Raw genomic sequence first — 17,358 nt, 5'->3', positions numbered from 1 at the left:
TCACACCTTCCGTGTAAGTCCGCACGATCGGACTCAGGAAGCCGCGAGCTTCGCGTCGAGAGCGGACGCCATCTGCCGCGGTGTGATCTCTCCCGTGACCATCCGCTGGAGCTGTGCGATCGCCTCGACGTTCAGCACGTCTTCTGACCGCTCCCACGCAATCATGGGCAGGTAGATCCGACCGCTACGGATGTTGTCGACGAGCGGCTCGAAGTGGGGGTCGACCTGCGGCTCGAAGTCGCTCGTCACCGTGACGTCACCGGTCTGCTCGAAGATGAGCTCGGTGCCCTCGGGCGAGGCCAGCCACGCGAGGAAGACCTTCGCCGCCTCCTGGTGCTCCTGGTCCGAGGCGGAGTTGATGGCGTACCCAGGGCTTGCGGCGCCGGCCGCGTACGGCTCACGACCGTCGACGCCGGGGATCTGGGCAAAGCTCCAGCTCATCTCGGGTGCGGCCTCGAGGATCGACGAGACGGTCCACCCACCGGCAGGCATCACCGCGAGGCGTCCAGCGGTGAACTCGTCCAGGACCATCTGGCCGTCGAGACCAACAACGTCTCGGGTCATGACGTCGTCCTCGAAGAGCCGGTTGTACTCCTCCAGCAGGGGAGTCCACTCCTCCTCGAACGAGGACGCGCCGGAGAAGATCTGCTGGTCCAGCGTCGGATCCATGCCTTCGGTCTTTGCTCCGAGCCACGCGGCCATCGTGAACGGGATGCCGTCCGCCGGCTCCAGGAAGGGGGTGATGCCGGCGTCCTTCAGCTTCTCGCACATGCGGAGGAACTCGTCCCAGGTCTCCGGCACACCGTCGTAGCCGGCCTCGGCGAGGAGGTCCTCGTTGTAGACGTAGCCCCCGGCCCACGAGGCGAGCGAGAGCCCGTAGTACGCGCCGTCCCGGCCGTAGGTCTCCAGGTTGAACGGCTCGACGTTCTTGACGAAGTCCTCGCCCGACAGGTCGACGACGTGGCCGCCGTCGATGAGGTTCGTCTTGTTCTCCGCGGCGATGAGGAACACGTCGGGAGCGGTACCGGAGAGCACCTGCGTCTGGAGCGCCTGGACGTACTCGTTCACCGGCGGCGTGAACGTCATCTCGATGTCGATCTCCGGGTGGTCGGCCTCGAATGCCTCGACGACCGGACCGAAGCGCTCCTCGTCCACCCACGACAGGAACGTGAGGGTCGTCGTCCCGTCAGCGTTGTCGTCGGACGCCCCGGCACAGGCCGTGAGCGAGAAGGACATCGCGAGAGCCAGGCCGGAGGCCAGGTACGGATGCTGTCGTGCCATCGGAACTCCTTTGTCCGTGGTGACTTACGTCACCTGTCATTCAACGGCCCCGATGTTAGGCGATGCGTGAGCGCTCACGCAAGTGGCATGTGAGCGCTCACGCATCCGTGAATGTATGATCCAGGCGCCCCGATTCACCACTGGCGCGGGCGACGGCTCATTTCCGGGCGGCGACCGTGCGGCACGGAGCTGTTCCGACGAGTGGGGGGTTCGTGGATCAGCGCGTCACCATCGAGGACATCGCGGCCGAGGCCGGCGTCTCACGGACGACGGTCACGCGCGCGATGAACGGCATGCCTCGCATCAGCGAGAAGACGCGCAGCAAGGTGCTCGAGGCGAGTGAGCGGCTCGGCTACCGCCCGAGCCGGTTCGCCGCCAACCTCGCACGCTCCAGCAAGGCGCGCGCGATCGGGTTCGTCGTCGACTCCTTCCGCAACCCCTATTACACCGAGCTGACGGCCGAGCTCCTCGGGACCGCCGCCGCGCGCGGCTGGCAGATGACCGTGCTGTCGCACGAGCAGGCGCCGCAGGACGAGCTCCTGCGCCGGATCTCGCAGGACGTCGACGTCATTGTCGGCTACTTGTCCGGGAACGAGTCCGAGATCGCGGCTGCCGCCCGAGGCGTACCGGTGGTGCTGATCGGCGAGGAGGCCACTCATCCCGCGCTGCACTCGGTGGCGATCGACTTCGATCGAGGACTGGCGGCACTCGTCGAAGGCCTGCGCGCGCGGGGAAGCCGCCGGTTCGGGCTCCTGGAGAGCCACGCGACGGGCGCGCTGTACGAGCCGTCGTCGCGCCGCCTGGCCTACGGTCGTCACGTCGACGAGCTCTCGAAGGGCTCGGTAGTCGTCTGCGATGCGGGCTTCCAGTCTGTCGACGCCGGAATCGACGGTTTCCGCCGACTCGTCGCCGAGCATCCCGAGACCGACACGGTGATCGCCTTCAGCGACCTGATGGCCATGGGTGCTCTGGTCGCGGCTCACGAGGCGGACATCGCGGTGCCGGGCGACGTCCGCATCGTCGGCATCGACGGCATCTCGCTGGGAGCCGTCACGTACCCCGCGCTCTCGAGTCTTGCCATCGTGGACACGGAGCTCGCCACGGTGACCGCAGGGCTGATCGACCGCATTCTGTCCGGCGAGTCGCGCGATGGTGAACGCCTGTCGATCACGCCCCGGCCCTTGTGGCGTGGCACTGCCTGAGCGGCGTTGACAGTTGAGAAGTCCGACCCTAAGGTCTGCGTGAGCGCTCACGCAGCAATTCTCTATTGCATGGTTCTCGGCCGCGTGTCACCCCGAAAGGAAGCCGATGTCGCTGCAGTCCTCACCGTCGAACGCATTTGTGACGGTGCACGCCGACGCTCCGATCGGGCCGGTCCACCGGCGCATCTTCGGGGCGTTCGTCGAGCAGGCCGCGCGCGGCGTCTACACGGGTCTCTACGAGCCGACGCACCCGACCGCGGACGAGCACGGCTTCCGCGGCGACGTGGCGGCGCTCGTCCGTGAGCTCGGAGTCACCGCTGTGCGGTACCCGGGCGGTAACCAGGTGTCCGGATATCGCTGGGAGGACGGCGTCGGCCCGAGCTCGAGCCGACCGGTCCGTCGCGAGCTCGCGTGGCTCGGCACCGAGACGAACGCGGTCGGCACCGATGAGATCGCCCGCTGGGCGGAGCGGCTCGACCTCGAGCTCATGCTCGCGGTGAACCTCGGGACACGTGGGCTCGAGCAGGCGCTCGACCTGGTGGAGTACGTGAACGGTCCGCCCGGCTCCACGCTGGCCGACCTCCGGGCGAGCCACGGCCATCCCGACCCGTACGGCGTAGCACTCTGGTTTCTCGGCAACGAGATGGACGGCGACTGGCAGATCGGAGCGCTGGACGCCGACGAGTACGGGCGGCTCGCGCTGCGGGTCGCTCGCGCGCTGCACAAGGTCGATCCCCGCCTCGAGCTCGCGGTCTGCGGCTCGTCCTGGATCGGCAGCCCGACCTATCTGGAGTGGGACCGGGTCGTCCTGGAGCACACCTGGGACGAGGTGGGCCATCTCTCGTATCACGCGTACTTCCAGCCGCGTGACGGGGACCTTACGGGCTTCCTCGCCGCGGGTGCGGACCTCGACGACCAGCTTGCCGGCGTCTACGCGACGATCGACCATGTGCGCCACCGCCGCCGGTCCCGGCGAACGATCCCGGTGTCGCTCGACGAGTGGAACGTCTGGTACCAGGGCAGGCCGCCCACCGAGGCCGAGCGAGACGACGCCGCCCGGCTCGCGAACCGCGAGTGGCCCACGGCCGCGCGCCAGCTCGAGGACGTGTACACCGTCGTGGACGCGGTGGTCGTCGGCAGCCTCCTCATCACGCTCCTGCGGCACGCGGACCGGCTGACCAGCGCCAACCTGGCACAGCTCGTGAACGTGATCGCGCCGATCATGACCGAGCCCGGCGGGCCGGCGTGGAGGCAGACGATCTTTCACCCGTTCGCCGCGACCGCGCGACTCGCGCGGGGTCAGGTGCTCACCACGAGAGTCACCTCGGGGACCTACTCGCACGAGCGCCTGGGCGAGGTGGCGACCGTGGACGCCGTCGCCACAACGGACGAGACCGGTACCACGGTCTTCGCCGTCAACCGAGATCTCAGCTCCGCCGTGACCGTCACCGTCGACCTCCGCTCCGCCGGCGCGTCGACGCTCGAGCAGGCGCTGTACCTGCACGACGGCGACCTCGCAGCAGCCAACACGCGCGAGGCTCCCGACCGCGTCACGCTACGACCGCTCGCGGACGCAAGCCTGCACGACGGTCTTCTCACGATGACGCTGCCGCCGGTCTCGTGGGCTGCGGCGACGTGTCGCCCGCCGGCGATGTAGAGGCTGCAGCCTCTCAGGGCTGGTTCGCCGCCGTCGTCCTCTTGCGGCGCCGTGGCTGTGCTGACCGCGGCGGGGTCTGACGCATGTGGTCTCGGGCACGGGCGAGGACGTCGGCGAGTGTCTCGATGTCGGCGCGGGACAGCGCGGCGAACAGCAGGTCGTCGAGGACGGCGACGTGACCGGGGAAGACCTCCGCGAGCACGGCGCGTCCCCCGTCGGTGATGGTGACGGTGACGCCGCGCTCGTCATCGGAGGACTGCGACCTGGTCACGAGGCCCCGCTTCTCCAGCGTCTGGGCCTGGTAGGTCAGTCCGCTGCGGCTGTAGACGACGCCGTCGGCCAGATCGGTCATCCGCCGGCTGCCGGTCGGGGAGTCGCCGAGGGTGGCCAGGAGCTGGAACTGCACGTAGCTGAGGTCCCCGGCCTCCCGCAGCTGCTGCTCGACAGCGTGCTTGAGCAGGCTGCTCGCCTCGATGAGGGCGAAGTAGGCGCCCAGCTGCGTTGCATCCAGAGGCGATGGCGTCGAGGTCACGTCTCCAGCCTAGCCAGGCCCGCCGATGCTTCCAACTCGAAGCACTTGCTCCCAATTCGAAGCAGTGCTAGCGTGCTCCGCAGTTGCTTCGAATCCGAAGCACTTGCTGAAGGGAGCGACATCATGAAGGCAGTTCGGTTCCACGAGACGGGCGGCGCCGGGGTTCTGCGTTACGAGGACGCCGACCTGCCGGTCCCCGGCGCCGGCGAGGTGCGCGTCCGGGTTGCCGGGTCGGCGTTCAACCCGGCCGACGGCGGCATCCGTGGCGGCTTCCTGCCGTTCCCGGTGACGCTGCCGCACGTCCCGGGCTACGACGTCTCCGGCACGATCGACGCGCTCGGCGACGGGGTGGACGGCCTCACCGTGGGCCAGGACGTCGTCGGCTTCATCCCGATGATCGCCGACGGCTCGGCGGCGCAGTACGTCGTCGCCCCGGCTGCCGACCTGGTGGCGGCCCCGACGCGCATCCCGCTGGCCGACGCCGCCGGGCTGCCGTCGGTGGGGCTCACAGCCTCGCAGGCGCTGTTCGAGGCCGGCGGGCTCCAGGCCGGTCAGCGGGTGCTGATCAATGGTGCGGGCGGCCCGGTGGGCGGGTACGCCGTGCAGCTCGCCAGGCGTGCCGGCGCGTACGTCATCGCCACCGCGAGCCCGCGCAGCGAGCAGGTCGTCAAGGCGGCCGGTGCGGACGAGGTCATCGACCACACGACCACCTCGGTGCTCGACGCGGTGACCGAGCCCGTCGACGTGCTGCTCAACCTGGCCCCGATCACCCCCGACGGATTCGCCGCCCTGGTGCCCCGGGTCCGCGACGGCGGCGTCGTCGTCTCCACGACACCGACCGTGACCACGCCCGGCGACGAGGGCCGCGGCGTGCGCGCGGTCACGATCTTCCTCCACCCCGAGGCCGACGTGCTCTCGCGCCTGGTCGCACTCGTCGACAGCGGCGACCTGCACGTGGAGATCGCCCGGCGCGTGCCGTTGAGCGAGCTGCCCACTATCCACCAGCAGGCCGACGCGGGACAGGTCCACGGCAAGGTCGTGGTCGTCCCGCCCGCCGTCTGACCGCCCGGCCTCGCCACGGCCGCGGGCCCGTCCGTCCCGCCGAGGATGGGCGGGCTCGCGGCGTGCCGCACCGTAGGGACCTCAATCAGGTTGAAACAGGCTCAGTCCTGGGCGTTACTGTGGGCGACCAGATGCGTCCTGCGTGTGGCAACCAGCTCCCGGAGCAGCGGGCAGAGATCTTGGGAACGGTCATGGCTGTGAATCGGCGTACCTCTCGCGACATCCGCAGCGAGTCGCGGCTCACCGTCATGCGCGCACTGCTGGCCGCGGGCGAGTCGACGCGCAACAGGCTGGCAGAGGACACGGGTCTGAGCATCGGGACGGTCTCGACCGTCGTGAGCGACCTTCTCAAGCACGGCATCATCACGGAGACGGGCCAGGTGGGCGGGTCTATCGGGCGGCCGACGACCGGTCTGCGACCCAATGCCGACCGGGGCCGCGTCGTCGGCGTCTACGTTGACGTGGAAGAGGCCTACCTCGCGGCGAAGGTGTACGACGCGGAGCTCGGCGAGCTGGCGTTGGCCGAGGCGACCATCGACGAGGGCCTCGATGACGCCGATACGGTCATCCACGGGATCGAACGCGTGCTGGGCGCCGCCCTGGAGCGCGCCCGGGCGAACCGGGACGACGTGCTCGGTGTCGGGATCCTCCTGCCCGGCGGGACGCGACGCCCGGTCAAGGTGCCCGTGGCGGCACCCAACGCCATCTGGCTCCACCTCGATCGCCTGCGCGACCGCCTCGGACTGCCGGTCGTGGTCGAGAACCCGCTCAAGGCGAAGGCGACGGCCGAGCTGTGGCTGGGCGCGGGACGGCGGCGCACGAACATCGTTACCGTCACCCTCGGCATCGGTGTAGGCGCGGGCATCGTGCAGGACGGCGTGCTCACCCGCGGGTCCTCCGACTCCGCCGGCGAATGGGGCCACACCCTCTTCACCTTCGACGGGCGCCTGTGCCGATGCGGGCGGAGAGGCTGCGTCGAGGCCTACCTCGGCGCCGACGGCATCCGGCAGACGCTCGCCGAGATCGCTCCCGGGCACCCCCTCGCCGCCGAGCCCGGGCGCCGCCGGTTCTTGGAGGCCCTCGCGGAATCGCCTGGCCGGGAGGCGGCCGACACGGTCGAACGCACCGCGCACTACCTCGGCGCCGCGCTCACCGACCTGGTCGCGCTCGTCAACCCTGAGGTGATCACCCTGTCCGGCTGGACGGCGCGGTTCCTGGGCGAGCGCATGCTGCCGATCGTCCGGCGCAGGGTCGCCGAGGAGTCGCCCGGGGACGCCGCGGCGGACCTCGCGATCGAGATCTCGTCTCTCAGCGACCCCGGGATGACCGGCATCGCCGCCGTCGCTCTCGAACGGTTCATGAGAGACGTCGGCCTGGTCACGACCAGGATGCTGCCCGCGATCTGAGAGCTCGGGACAGACTCTCTCGGAGGGGTCCGGCGTGCTCGTACACTGTGCGCCACTGCCCGGATCGAAGGGCGGGATGGTCCACGGGCTGCGGATCGTGATACCGACAGGAGTGCGATGCCCGTTCATCCGGTGGAGTTCCGGGTCCTGGGCCCGTTCGAGCTGCAGATCTCGGACGAGCCGGTGCGACCGCTGGCCGCCAAGCCGCAGACGCTGCTGGCGCTCCTGCTGCTCAAGGCGAACTCATCGGTCGAGTCCGACTGGCTGATCGACCAGCTGTGGGCGGGCGAGCCCCCGGCGCAGGCCGCAACGACGCTGCGCTCCTACGCGTACCAGCTTCGTCGGCGACTGGATCGAGGCGACGTAGCCATCCGCGGCCGCAAGGGCGGCTACACGCTCGAGGTCCCCGACGGCGTGGTCGACGCGGACCGCTTCGAGGACCTGGCGTCCCGCGGCCGGCGGGCGCTGCAGGACGGCGACCTCGCAGCAGCCGCCGGCGCATACCGCGAAGGGCTGGCCCCGTGGCGTGGCGCGGCGTTTGCCGGCCTCGAGGTCGCGGCGATCCGAAGCCGCGCGCGAGCACTGGACGAGCTGCGGTTCGCGGTCCTCGAGGAGTGCATCGGCGCGGAGCTGGAGTCCGGGACCGGGTCGGGTGCGATCGCCGAGCTGGAGTCCCTCGTCACCGAGCACCCGCTCCGAGAGGGGCCGTGGCGCCTGCTCATGCTCAGTCTCTACCGCGCCGGACGCCAGGGCGAGGCGCTCGAGACGTATCGGCGCCTGCACCGGATCCTGGACGAGGAGCTGGGGGTAAGGCCCTCGGCGCCGGTCGAGGAGCTGCACCGCCTGATCCTTGCCGGGGACCCGGTGCCGGCGCGCGTGCCTCCGCAGGGGAGCGCCACCCCGGCCGCCAGGCGCGGACCGGCGCCGTTGACTCCTCGGCAGCTGCCTGCTGTCGCCCCGTACTTCACCGGCCGGACGGCGCAGGTCGCCGAGCTGGACCGGCTGCCGCCCGCCGCCGGTGCCCCCGAGCACCAGGCCACGACGGTCGCCGTGATCACCGGGACCGCCGGAGTCGGCAAGACCGCACTGGCCGTGACGTGGGCGCACCGGGTCGCCGATCGGTTTCCTGACGGCCAGCTCTACGCCAACCTCCGCGGCTTCGACCCCGCCGGACGCCCGACCGCGCCGACCGACGTCCTCCGCGACTTCCTTGACGCCCTCGGAACCCCGCCGGCGTCGGTGCCACCCGGGTTGGACGCCCGAGCCGCCCTCTACCGCAGCCTCCTGGTGGGCAAGCGCGTCCTGGTGGTGCTGGACAACGCCTACGGACTCGACCAGATCCGCCCGCTATTGCCCGGTGCTGCCGGGTGCCGGGTCCTGGTCACCAGCCGGAACCGGCTCACGGGCCTCGTCGCCCATGGCGCGCAGCCGATGCACCTCCAGGAGCTGGACACGGCGGAGTCGCGTGCGCTGCTCGAAGCCAGGATCCCCAAGCTCCGGACGGCCGCCGAACCCGACGCCACCCGCCGGATCATCGACGCCTGCGCGGGTCTGCCCCTTGCCCTCGCGATCGCCGCGGCCCGCGCCGCGGACGAGCCCCGGTTCCCCTTGGCAGCCCTGGCCGCCGGACTCGGCGACGCGAGCGGCCGCCTCGACGCGCTTGCCGACCCGGACCAGAGCACGGACATCCGTGCCGTGTTCTCCTGGTCATACCGGGCACTCACCACTGACGCCGCCCGCCTGTTCCGGCTGCTCGGCCTCCACCCCGGTCCGGACTGGCCGACGGCGGCCGCCGCCAGCATCGCCGGAGCGTCACCGCGGGACACCGCCAAGCTGCTCACCGAGCTCAGCCGCGCCAACCTGCTCGTCGAGCCGGCGCCCGGCAGGTACGCGTTCCACGACCTGCTGCGCACCTATGCGGGAGAGCTCGCCGAGAACGAGGACCCGCACGAAGATCGAGCGGAGGCGGTCCGCAGGCTGCTGGACTTCTACCTGCACTCGGCCTACGCGGCCCAAAGGTCGATAGCCCCTACGCGCGATCCCCTCAGCCTCGCCCCGGCGGCATCGGGTGTTTCGCCCGTTCGGGTGCACGACGCCCTCTCGGCCCGAGCCTGGTTCACCTCCGAGGGGTCCACTCTGGTCGCGACCGTCGAGTACGCGGCAGGGTGGGGTTTCGACGTGCACTGCTGGCAGCTGGCCTGGACGCTTCGCGATTACTTTGATCGAGGGCGCCGTCAGGAACTGGTGAACGTCCTGCGGACGGGACTGAAGGCCACCCAGCGGCTCGGAGACGTCCCGTCCCAGGCCCGCCTGAGCTGTATTCTCGCGCAGGCGAACACGCATCTCGGGCGTGTCGATGAGGCGCTTTCCTTCGTGGATGAGGCGTTGGCCCTGTATCTGGCGCTGGACGATCCTGCGGGGGAAGCGGAAGCCCGGCATACGCAAGGCCGCCTCTGGGTGCGACGAGGACGAACCGTCGAAGCGATCGAGTGCGGCCGACGCGCACTGGACCTGTACCGGTCGGTCGGCCACCGAGACGGTGAGGCCCATGTGCTCAACTCGATCGGTTGGTGGCACTTCCTGGAGGGCGACCACCAGCAGGCGTTGCGTTACTGCGAGCAGGCGATGACTCTGATGACCCTGACGGGGGCCAGGCTCGGCCAGGCGGCTACCGCGGACAGTCTCGGCCACGCCTACCATCATCTCGGGCACCACGCCAAGGCCATCGACCACTTCCAGCATGCCATCGGCATCTTCCAGAGCTTGGGCGAGCGACACAGCGAAGCCGTGACCTGCGCGAAGCTCGGCGACACGCACCACACCACCGGCGACCTGGACGCCGCCCGCAGCAGCTGGCAGCAGGCGCTCGACATCTACGTGGCGCTCAACGACGCCGACGCGGCACAGCTGCGGGCCAAGCTCGACGGCTTGCCGTCCGACGATCGCCGACCACCGGCCTGAGGGCCGCCCGCTCTCGCGGGCGGCCTCCGAGCGTGCCGGTCGTTACTTGACGCGGGCGTATTCGAAGCCGCGGCCGCCGGGTTCGCCGACGTCGATCGTGTCGGGCTCGGAGTCGTACCCGACGAACCACTCGGTGAGGGCCTGGTTGTCGAGCGACTCGAGCTGCAAGTCGCCCCCGGGGACCTCGCCGGCGGTGAGCGCACCGATCCAGTCGCCGTCGACGGAGCTGTAGGAGACGTCACCGTCGCCGTCGATGCACAGCAGCGAACCTTGGCCCTCAGAGTCGCCGAGGAAGGATTCGCCGACGGCGGTCCACTCGCCGACGAGCGACCCCAGCCTCGAATCGGGCGCGGCCCCATCGGTCTCGAGATCGCAGGGGCTGAACGTGGTCCCGTCGCCGTCCGAGTCGTCGCCGTCCGAGTCGTCGCCTTCCTCGGTGTCGCCTTCCTCGGTGTCGCCTTCCTCGGTGTCGGCTGCCTCTTCCGTGTCCTGCTCGGCCGCGGGGGACTCGGCGGCCGACGACTCGCTGATCGATGACGGCTCAGCGGACTCGGGGGTCTCGCCGGTGCTGCCGCAGGCGGCGAGCCCGAAGGCGATGCCGCAAGCGCCGAGGGCCACGACCGACCGCCGGAGGTGGTCGGTCCACACAGATTGCCTCATTGTTGACTGTCCTCAAGAAAATGGTTGGGGCGGGCACCCGTTTGCCGGGTGTGCCGCGACAGGGCAGCGGGATCGGTGCCGTCGAGCCGGCACCGATCCCGCCAGGTGCAGCCGGATCGTGCCACCGCGCTGTGGAGAAAAAGTGGTGCGACAGTGGTTCGGGTCAATGCGGTTCCGCAGATCGTGAGCCGATGGGTTCCAACACCCGAGTTCTCACCACTAAGATCAACAGCGTGCCGCAGATGAGGATTCGGGATGCCGCCGCCTACCTGGGGGTGAGCGACGACACCGTGCGCCGCTGGATCAGCCGGGGGTTGCTCACCGAGAGCAGCGACGAGTCGGGTCGCAAGGTCGTCGACGGGTACGAGGTCGCTCAGGTCGCCCGTCAGCAGGCGACCCTGCCGGGGCCGCCCAAGGGCATGGCGAGCTCGGCGCGCAACCGGTTCGTCGGGCTGGTCACCGACATCCAGGTCGACGCCGTGATGGCCCAGGTCGAGCTGCAGTGCGGGCCGTTCCGGGTCGTGTCCCTCATGAGCAGCGAAGCGGTGCGCGACCTGGGCCTGGAGCTCGGCTCGGTCGCGGTGGCCGTCATCAAGTCCACGACGGTGATCGTGGAGACAACCAAGGGAGAATCATGAGGCGAAGGGTCTCGATCACGACGGCGGCGGTGGTCCTGGCCGCGGTCGCCGGATGCGGATCCGACGGCGCGGACGGCGCGGAGGGCACCGGCGTCGAGGACACCACCCTGACCGTGTACGCCGCGTCGTCGCTGACCGCGACGTTCGAGCAGATCGGGGAGGAGTTCGAGGCGAGCCACGACGGGGTCGAGGTCGAGCTCAACTTCGCGGGCTCGTCGGACCTGGTCGCGCAGCTCCAGGAGGGCGCGCCCGCCGACGTCTTCGCCTCCGCTGACGAGGCCAACATGGAGAAGCTGACCGCCGAAGGGCTCGAAGGCGCTGACCCGGTGACCTTCGCCTCGAACACGCTGGAGATCGCGGTGCCCCCGGGCAACCCGGCGGGCGTGCAGGGGTTGGACGACCTGGCCGGCGACGACGTCAACCTGGTGATCTGTGCTCCGGAGGTGCCGTGCGGTGCCGCCACGCAGAAGGTCGCCGAGTCCGCGGGTGTGGAGCTGTCGCCGGTGAGCGAGGAACAGTCGGTCACCGACGTGCTGGCCAAGGTCACCACGGGCGAGGCCGACGCCGGCCTGGTGTACGTGACCGACGTGATCGCCGCCGGTGAGGACGTCGAGGGAGTCGAGTTCCCCGAGTCGTCGTCGGCCGTGAACGTCTATCCCGTCGCGACGCTCGCGGACAGCGAGAACGCGGACCTGGCTCAGGAGTTCGTCGACCTGGTCCTGGCCGAGGGCGGGCAGTCGATCCTGCAGGACGCCGGATTCGCGCAGGCACCCTGACATGACAGGTCAGCCCGTCCGGGTCGGTGTCCCGACCTGGATCTTCTTCCCCGCCGTGGCGGGAGCAGCCTTCGTGCTGCTGCCGCTCGTGGCGATCGTGCTGCGGACGCCCTGGAGCCGCTTCTTCGACCTGCTCGGCTCGCAGGCCTCGCAGGAAGCGCTGCTGCTGAGCCTGCGCACCTCGGGCACCAGCACGCTGCTGTGTATCGCGTTCGGTGTCCCGATGGCCCTGGTCCTGGCCCGGACGAGCTTCAGAGGCCAGGGAATCCTGCGGTCGCTGGTGCTCCTTCCGCTGGTGCTGCCTCCCGTCGTCGGCGGTATCGCCCTGCTGTACACGTTCGGGCGGCGCGGGCTGCTCGGCGAGACCTTCGAGGTGCTCGGGATCCAGGTCGCGTTCTCGACGACGGCGGTAGTGCTCGCCCAGACCTTCGTCGCCATGCCGTTCCTCGTGGTCAGTCTTGAGGGCGCGCTGCGCACCGCCGGCCAGAAGTACGAGGTCGTCGCCGCCACCCTGGGCGCGGGACCCACCACGGTCTTCCGGCGCGTGACCCTGCCGCTCGTGCTGCCCGGCCTGGCTTCGGGAGCCGTGCTCGCCTTCGCCCGGTCGCTGGGCGAGTTCGGCGCCACCATCACCTTCGCGGGCAGCCTGCAGGGCGTGACCCGCACGCTCCCGCTGGAGATCTACCTGCTCCGGGAGACCGATGCCCAGGCGGCTGTGGCGCTCTCGCTCGTGCTGGTGGTGGTGGCCGTCCTGGTGATCGGGTTCGCCCGCCAAGGCAAGGCCAGCCTGTGACGTTCGAGTACGAGGCCACCGTCGCCGACCGGGGAGTCGACCTCGCCTTCGACATCGCCCCGGGGGAGACCGTCGCGCTGCTGGGACCGAACGGCGCGGGAAAGTCCACGGTCCTCGCGGTCACGGCGGGCCTGCTGCGGCCCGACGTCGGCCGGGTCACCCTGGACGGGCGACCCCTGACGGTCCGCGGCCACCGCGAGCGCGACCTGCACGTGCCACCGCACGACCGGCAGGTCTCCCTGCTGGCCCAGGAGCCGCTGCTCTTCCCGCACCTGAGTGTGCTCGACAACGTCGCGTTCGGCCCCCGCAGCCGCGGCGACAGCCGGTCCGGTTCGCGAGCCGCGGCCGACCAGTGGCTGCGTGAGGTAGGGATTGAGGAGCTCGCCGATCGCCGCCCCGCCCAGCTCTCCGGGGGGCAGGCTCAGCGGGCCGCCGTCGCCCGGGCCCTGGCCGCCGACCCGAAGCTGCTGCTCCTGGACGAACCCATGGCCGCGCTCGACGTCGCCGTGACACCTGCCCTGCGGCAGACCCTGCGGCGAGTGCTGGCCGAACGCACCGTCGTGCTCGTCACGCACGACGCCCTCGACGCCCTGCTGCTCGCCGACAGGGTGATCGTGATCGACGGCGGAGAGATCGTCGACCAGGGCGACAGCTCGGAAGTGTTGGCCAGGCCTCGCAGCCGGTTCACCGCCCAGATCGCCGGCCTGAACATGATTCCCGGCACCTGGCGCGACCACGCCGTGCTCACTGCAGCCGGCATGCGGGTCGAGGGACACCCCGGCGATCCCCAGCCTCACGAAGGCGACCCGGTCGTCGCCGTCTTCCCGCCCAGCGCCGTGTCCGTCTTCCTCGACGCACCCGGTGGCAGCCCACGCAACGCGCTGGAGGTGACGATCACCCACCTCGAACCGCACGGCGGCCAGATCAGAGTGCGGACAGCAGAGCTCAGCGCTGAAATCACGGCACAAGCCGCCGCGGAGCTGGACCTCGCACCGGGATCGCGAGCCTTCTTCGTGATCAAGGCGACCGAGATCGCGGTGTACGGCACCTGAGCCGGTCGTGGTGGGCTTGGTGTCGCCGGTGGCTCACGCCGCTTCGATCGCGGTGATGAGTCCCGTCGCGGCGAGGGTGAGCAGGGTGGTCCACAGCACGATCGCGATCACCTGCCAGAGAATGACCCAGTGCTTGCTGACTCCCGAGGCGACGAGGGTTGCGGCGGTGAGGTGAGTCGGCAGTGCCAGGGGACCGAGGAGGCTTGCTCCGGGGACGCCGAAACGCACCAGCCAGCGGCGCAGCCGCTTGCGGCCCTTGGCCTGTCGCCCGGAAGGCTCGCCCGCCTCCTCCGCCTCGCCGGTCCGCTCCTCCGTTGCGAGGGTCGTGCCGCCAGCCGTCACGGTGGACGCTGTGGCAGTCGCCGTGGCGGCGGTGCGGCGGCTCCGGCGGGCCAGGGTGGCGGTCCGGGCCCGCGAGCTGAGCGCCACGACGAGCACGACGCAGATAATGTTGCCTGCCGCGCCCGACACGGCGGCGACCAGCGGGTGGATGCCCGCGAGGATGCCCAGCGCCGCCGATCCCTCACCTTCGATGTACGGGATCGCACCGGCGAGTGCGACGACGAACGGCTGCACGAGTTCCGGAACTTGCGCGACGAGATCCTGGAGCCCCTCGTAGGGGTTGAAGCCTGACATCGGAGCCTCTTTCGACGTGGCGCCTGCGCGCCGGGTTTCACTGGTGCACGTCAGTAGAAACCGTGCCGTCGGGGCAGGGTCAACGAGGAAGGGAAGGATCCAGCATGGCCTGGAGCACACGGGAGCTCGCCGAGCTGGCGGGCACGACGGTCAAGACCATCCGGCACTATCACCAGGTCGGGCTGCTCGAAGAGCCCGAGCGCAAGTCCAACGGGTACAAGCAGTACCAGGTGCGGCACCTCGTCAGCCTCCTGCGGATCCGGCGGCTCGTCGAGCTGGGCGTTCCGCTGTCGGACGTCGGGGAGGTCCGGGCCGGCGGCGGCAGCACGCCGGCCGCTCTGCGGGAGCTCGACGCGGAGCTCGCGGCGAGCATCGAGCGCCAGCAGAAGGCCCGGTCCGACATCGCGGCGATCCTGCGCGACAGCGCCCCGGCTGACAGCCCGGTGGGCTTCGAGTCTGTCGCGTCGCGCATGTCCGAGGCCGACCGCTCGCTCATCCACATCTACACCCAGCTCTATGACGAGGATGCGATGTCAGACCTGCGGCAGATGGTGGAGGTGGAGCTCGATGAGGTCAGCGCGGAGTTCGATGCGCTACCCGCGAATGCGGACGAGGCGACGCGTCAGCGCCTCGCGGATCAGCTCGCGCCGAAGATCGCGAGCAACCTGGCCGACTACCCGTGGCTGAGCAGCCCGGCGGGGCGCATGTCCAAGAGCGAGCAGGTCGCCCAGCAGACGTTCGTCGAGGCAGTCGTCGAGCTGTACAACCCGGCCCAGCTCGATGTGCTTCAGCGCGCCAGCCTCGCGGCGGTCAAGCAGGCGGACGCCGCGACCGACCAGCGGCTCTCCGACGAGAGCGACCGCGAGGTCTGACCCGCCTTCGCGGCGAGCCCGGCAGCGACGGCGTCGGGCCTCAGCCACTGTGGCGCGCCAGCAACCGCGCATCGGCGTACGAGTGCTCAAGCAGCGTGCGCAGCGCGCCGCGATCCACCCCCGTCAACCGCGTGAGGTAGAGGCAGACCTTGCTCGCACGGTGCTTGCCGAGCCTGGCCATGAGACCGGGCCAGCGCTCCGAGAAGTCCTCGACGAGGTAGATCGTGTGCTTCGTGGGGCCCGGTGCGAAGGCGAGCAGGGGAGAGCGGCCCTCGCGCCCGCTCTCGTAGCGGTACTCGAACTCTCCGAAGCCGATGATTCGGCCCGCCCATACGACCGGCTGCTCGCCGCTGATCTCGCGGTGGATCGCGAGCAGCTCATCGGCCTCCGCGCGCCGTGGGCCGGTGGCGCGGTCGAGCACCTCCTCGACCGGCAGGTCGGACGGTGACATCACGGGCTCCTTCGCCGTCATCAGGAGTCACTTTCGCCGGGTCCCGTGCCCTCGGCCGTCAGCGCGGTGAGCGCCGCGCGGGTCTTCGTCTCCTGAGGGGCGCCCAGGTCGACCCCGTTACCCGCAAGGTAGACCTTCGTCTCCGCGGCGATCTGGAACGCCGCGTCGGGCGCTCCCTTCGTGGACAGCTCGAGGATCCGGGAGCCGTCGGGAAGCAGCCACAGCTCGGCGACCATGCGCCGGCTCTCCCCCTTCGGCTGGAACTTGCACTTGAGCAGGTTGACCGGGCCGAGGACGACGAGCTGGTCGAGACCGACGTCGTCGGGCATGCGCTCGCGCAGCAGCGTACGCAGGTCGTCGTCGAGCAGGTCGCGGATGTCGCGGGTGCCCGTCATCAGCTTCCGCACCTGGCGGTCGGGAGCCTCGACGGTGAGCGAGCACGAGCACACGTAGCCGGCGGGCGACGCGTCCAGCTCGACCTTGAACCCCCTGTGGCTCCGGAGCTTCTTGGGGACGTCGGACGGCATCGCCGGCCGCAGCTTGACCGTCAGGTCGCCGGGTTTGCGCTGGGTCCGCCGAGCGCGCAGCACCACCCCGGCCGACGAGAGCCGCAGGTTGGGGGTGTCGACGAACGCGGTCTGGCGGATGACCGCGTCCAGCGGGTCGATACCCAGGACCTGCACGACGGAGCGCTGACGATCGTCCGGGACGGTGAGCTTGAGCTCGACGCTGTCCACCTCGGGCAGGATCGACAGCACGTCGGCGAGCTGCTCGGCGTTGTAGGTCGGGATGACGGACATGGTGGGCCTCCGGGAGTCGTACTTCGATCGTGGACCCGATCCTGGCGGAGGACCACCCAGGCCGGGGTGAGGTCCACCGAGGCCTGGGCGACGTCACCTCACGCGACGGCGGTTCCCTCGAGCTCGACCAGCTGGCCGGGGATCGCCAGCCGGGTCACCCCGAGCATCGTCGTGGTCGGTGCCACCCGGGCGGCGCCCAGACGCGACGCCAGCACCCCGTAGTGCTGGAAGAGCAGGTCGACGTCGGTGGTGTAGACGTTGAGCCGGACGAGGTTCGCCAGCGACATGCCGGCCTCGCCGAGCACCGCCTCCAGGTTGTCGAGGCTCAGCGCCACCTGCGCCGCCATGTCGCCGTCGTGCTGGGGCTTGCCGTCGCCGCTCATCGCGGTCTGCCCCGAGCAGTACAGGGTCCGGGTCTGACCCGAGACGATCTCGCCCTGGTTGAATCCCATCTCCACCGACCACGTCACCGGGTTGACTGCCGTTCGTTCCATCGCCACTTCAGCTCCATTCGATTCATGGGGTACGCACGTCCGTCGGCTCGGTAGCCGCCGTCTTCGACGTCGTGCGAACGAGCCT

17 protein-coding genes are annotated in these 17,358 nt (G+C 70.3%); 10 read left to right on the top strand and 7 right to left on the bottom strand.

The window, feature by feature from the left end:
- Positions 1–33: 33 nt before the first annotated feature.
- Positions 34–1,281 carry an ABC transporter substrate-binding protein gene (locus C8K30_RS11855; RefSeq protein WP_108493123.1) on the bottom strand — a complete coding sequence of 416 codons (1,248 nt, stop codon included), beginning with the start codon at positions 1,279–1,281 and terminating at the stop codon, positions 34–36.
- Between the two features lie 212 nt (positions 1,282–1,493).
- On the opposite strand from C8K30_RS11855, the gene C8K30_RS11850 reads away from it, so the two are divergent.
- Positions 1,494–2,483 carry a LacI family DNA-binding transcriptional regulator gene (locus C8K30_RS11850; RefSeq protein ID WP_146197441.1) on the top strand — a complete coding sequence of 330 codons (990 nt, stop codon included), beginning with the start codon at positions 1,494–1,496 and terminating at the stop codon, positions 2,481–2,483.
- Positions 2,484–2,589: 106 nt separating this feature from the next.
- A complete protein-coding gene (locus C8K30_RS11845; RefSeq protein WP_108493121.1) occupies positions 2,590–4,140 on the top strand; it encodes an alpha-N-arabinofuranosidase in 1,551 nt (516 codons plus the stop codon).
- Between the two features lie 13 nt (positions 4,141–4,153).
- Here C8K30_RS11845 and C8K30_RS11840 read toward each other — a convergent pair whose 3' ends face one another.
- On the bottom strand, positions 4,154–4,672 hold the full coding sequence (locus tag C8K30_RS11840; RefSeq protein WP_108493120.1) for a MarR family winged helix-turn-helix transcriptional regulator: 519 nt from the start codon (positions 4,670–4,672) through the stop codon (positions 4,154–4,156).
- A gap of 123 nt (positions 4,673–4,795) precedes the next feature.
- Here C8K30_RS11840 and C8K30_RS11835 point away from each other — a divergent pair, with 123 nt between their 5' ends.
- The 3 genes from C8K30_RS11835 (at position 4,796) to C8K30_RS11825 (ending at position 10,101) form a co-directional block, all read left to right on the top strand.
- On the top strand, positions 4,796–5,734 hold the full coding sequence (locus C8K30_RS11835; protein ID WP_108493119.1) for an NADP-dependent oxidoreductase: 939 nt from the start codon (positions 4,796–4,798) through the stop codon (positions 5,732–5,734).
- Positions 5,735–5,925: 191 nt separating this feature from the next.
- Complete coding sequence (locus C8K30_RS11830) at positions 5,926–7,140, top strand: ROK family transcriptional regulator (protein WP_108493118.1); 1,215 nt, start codon at positions 5,926–5,928, stop codon at positions 7,138–7,140.
- Positions 7,141–7,257: 117 nt separating this feature from the next.
- Positions 7,258–10,101, top strand: a complete 2,844-nt coding sequence (locus tag C8K30_RS11825; protein WP_108493117.1) for a BTAD domain-containing putative transcriptional regulator — start codon at positions 7,258–7,260, stop codon at positions 10,099–10,101.
- Positions 10,102–10,143: 42 nt separating this feature from the next.
- Here C8K30_RS11825 and C8K30_RS11820 read toward each other — a convergent pair whose 3' ends face one another.
- On the bottom strand, positions 10,144–10,761 hold the full coding sequence (locus tag C8K30_RS11820) for a hypothetical protein (RefSeq protein WP_146197440.1): 618 nt from the start codon (positions 10,759–10,761) through the stop codon (positions 10,144–10,146).
- A gap of 233 nt (positions 10,762–10,994) precedes the next feature.
- Between C8K30_RS11820 and C8K30_RS11815 the strand changes: the two genes are divergently transcribed.
- The 4 genes from C8K30_RS11815 to C8K30_RS11800 are packed head-to-tail and all read left to right on the top strand — an operon-like array spanning position 10,995 to position 14,020.
- Complete coding sequence (locus C8K30_RS11815) at positions 10,995–11,399, top strand: molybdopterin-binding protein (protein WP_108493531.1); 405 nt, start codon at positions 10,995–10,997, stop codon at positions 11,397–11,399.
- Positions 11,396–12,175, top strand: a complete 780-nt coding sequence (gene modA / locus C8K30_RS11810) for a molybdate ABC transporter substrate-binding protein (RefSeq protein WP_108493115.1) — start codon at positions 11,396–11,398, stop codon at positions 12,173–12,175. The genes C8K30_RS11815 and modA overlap by 4 nt, the downstream gene beginning before the upstream one ends.
- Before the next feature lies 1 nt (position 12,176).
- Entirely contained in the window at positions 12,177–12,968 is a 792-nt protein-coding gene (locus C8K30_RS11805) for an ABC transporter permease (protein ID WP_108493114.1), read from the top strand.
- Positions 12,965–14,020: a sulfate/molybdate ABC transporter ATP-binding protein gene (locus C8K30_RS11800; RefSeq protein ID WP_108493113.1), complete on the top strand. Its 1,056-nt coding sequence runs from the start codon at positions 12,965–12,967 to the stop codon at positions 14,018–14,020. The genes C8K30_RS11805 and C8K30_RS11800 overlap by 4 nt, the downstream gene beginning before the upstream one ends.
- 33 nt (positions 14,021–14,053) lie before the next feature.
- Here C8K30_RS11800 and C8K30_RS11795 read toward each other — a convergent pair whose 3' ends face one another.
- On the bottom strand, positions 14,054–14,656 hold the full coding sequence (locus C8K30_RS11795; protein WP_108493112.1) for a small multidrug efflux protein: 603 nt from the start codon (positions 14,654–14,656) through the stop codon (positions 14,054–14,056).
- Between the two features lie 104 nt (positions 14,657–14,760).
- Here C8K30_RS11795 and C8K30_RS11790 point away from each other — a divergent pair, with 104 nt between their 5' ends.
- Positions 14,761–15,528, top strand: coding sequence for a MerR family transcriptional regulator (locus C8K30_RS11790; RefSeq protein ID WP_108493111.1), 768 nt, complete (start codon positions 14,761–14,763; stop codon positions 15,526–15,528).
- Between the two features lie 40 nt (positions 15,529–15,568).
- On the opposite strand, the gene C8K30_RS11785 is transcribed toward C8K30_RS11790, so the two are convergent.
- From C8K30_RS11785 to C8K30_RS11775, 3 genes are all read right to left on the bottom strand, one after another.
- The gene (locus C8K30_RS11785; protein ID WP_233257139.1) at positions 15,569–15,979 is read right to left on the bottom strand and encodes a DUF1801 domain-containing protein; all 411 of its coding nucleotides are present in this window, start codon (positions 15,977–15,979) and stop codon (positions 15,569–15,571) included.
- Between the two features lie 20 nt (positions 15,980–15,999).
- Complete coding sequence (locus C8K30_RS11780) at positions 16,000–16,779, bottom strand: adenylate cyclase (protein ID WP_108493109.1); 780 nt, start codon at positions 16,777–16,779, stop codon at positions 16,000–16,002.
- 98 nt (positions 16,780–16,877) lie between these two features.
- On the bottom strand, positions 16,878–17,273 hold the full coding sequence (locus tag C8K30_RS11775) for a RidA family protein (protein ID WP_108493108.1): 396 nt from the start codon (positions 17,271–17,273) through the stop codon (positions 16,878–16,880).
- Positions 17,274–17,358: the final 85 nt, after the last annotated feature.

This window comes from Promicromonospora sp. AC04 (assembly GCF_003058225.1).
Classification (GTDB): Bacteria; Actinomycetota; Actinomycetes; order Actinomycetales; family Cellulomonadaceae; genus Promicromonospora.
The sequence above is the reverse complement of the archived record's forward strand: the minus strand, read 5'-3'. Positions and strand labels throughout refer to the sequence as shown.

Excerpts from the sequence above, each read along its gene's own strand:
- C8K30_RS11805 (WP_108493114.1), top strand. The coding sequence starts at position 12,177 with ATGACAGGTCAGCCCGTCCGGGTCGGTGTCCCGACCTGGATCTTCTTC.
- C8K30_RS11835 (WP_108493119.1), top strand. The coding sequence starts at position 4,796 with ATGAAGGCAGTTCGGTTCCACGAGACGGGCGGCGCCGGGGTTCTGCGT.
- C8K30_RS11785 (WP_233257139.1), bottom strand. The coding sequence starts at position 15,979 with ATGTCACCGTCCGACCTGCCGGTCGAGGAGGTGCTCGACCGCGCCACC.
- C8K30_RS11855 (WP_108493123.1), bottom strand. The coding sequence starts at position 1,281 with ATGGCACGACAGCATCCGTACCTGGCCTCCGGCCTGGCTCTCGCGATG.
- C8K30_RS11845 (WP_108493121.1), top strand. The coding sequence starts at position 2,590 with ATGTCGCTGCAGTCCTCACCGTCGAACGCATTTGTGACGGTGCACGCC.
- C8K30_RS11820 (WP_146197440.1), bottom strand. The coding sequence starts at position 10,761 with ATGAGGCAATCTGTGTGGACCGACCACCTCCGGCGGTCGGTCGTGGCC.
- C8K30_RS11775 (WP_108493108.1), bottom strand. The coding sequence starts at position 17,273 with ATGGAACGAACGGCAGTCAACCCGGTGACGTGGTCGGTGGAGATGGGA.
- C8K30_RS11825 (WP_108493117.1), top strand. The coding sequence starts at position 7,258 with ATGCCCGTTCATCCGGTGGAGTTCCGGGTCCTGGGCCCGTTCGAGCTG.
- C8K30_RS11790 (WP_108493111.1), top strand. The coding sequence starts at position 14,761 with ATGGCCTGGAGCACACGGGAGCTCGCCGAGCTGGCGGGCACGACGGTC.
- C8K30_RS11780 (WP_108493109.1), bottom strand. The coding sequence starts at position 16,779 with ATGTCCGTCATCCCGACCTACAACGCCGAGCAGCTCGCCGACGTGCTG.
- C8K30_RS11830 (WP_108493118.1), top strand. The coding sequence starts at position 5,926 with ATGGCTGTGAATCGGCGTACCTCTCGCGACATCCGCAGCGAGTCGCGG.
- C8K30_RS11795 (WP_108493112.1), bottom strand. The coding sequence starts at position 14,656 with ATGTCAGGCTTCAACCCCTACGAGGGGCTCCAGGATCTCGTCGCGCAA.
- modA (WP_108493115.1), top strand. The coding sequence starts at position 11,396 with ATGAGGCGAAGGGTCTCGATCACGACGGCGGCGGTGGTCCTGGCCGCG.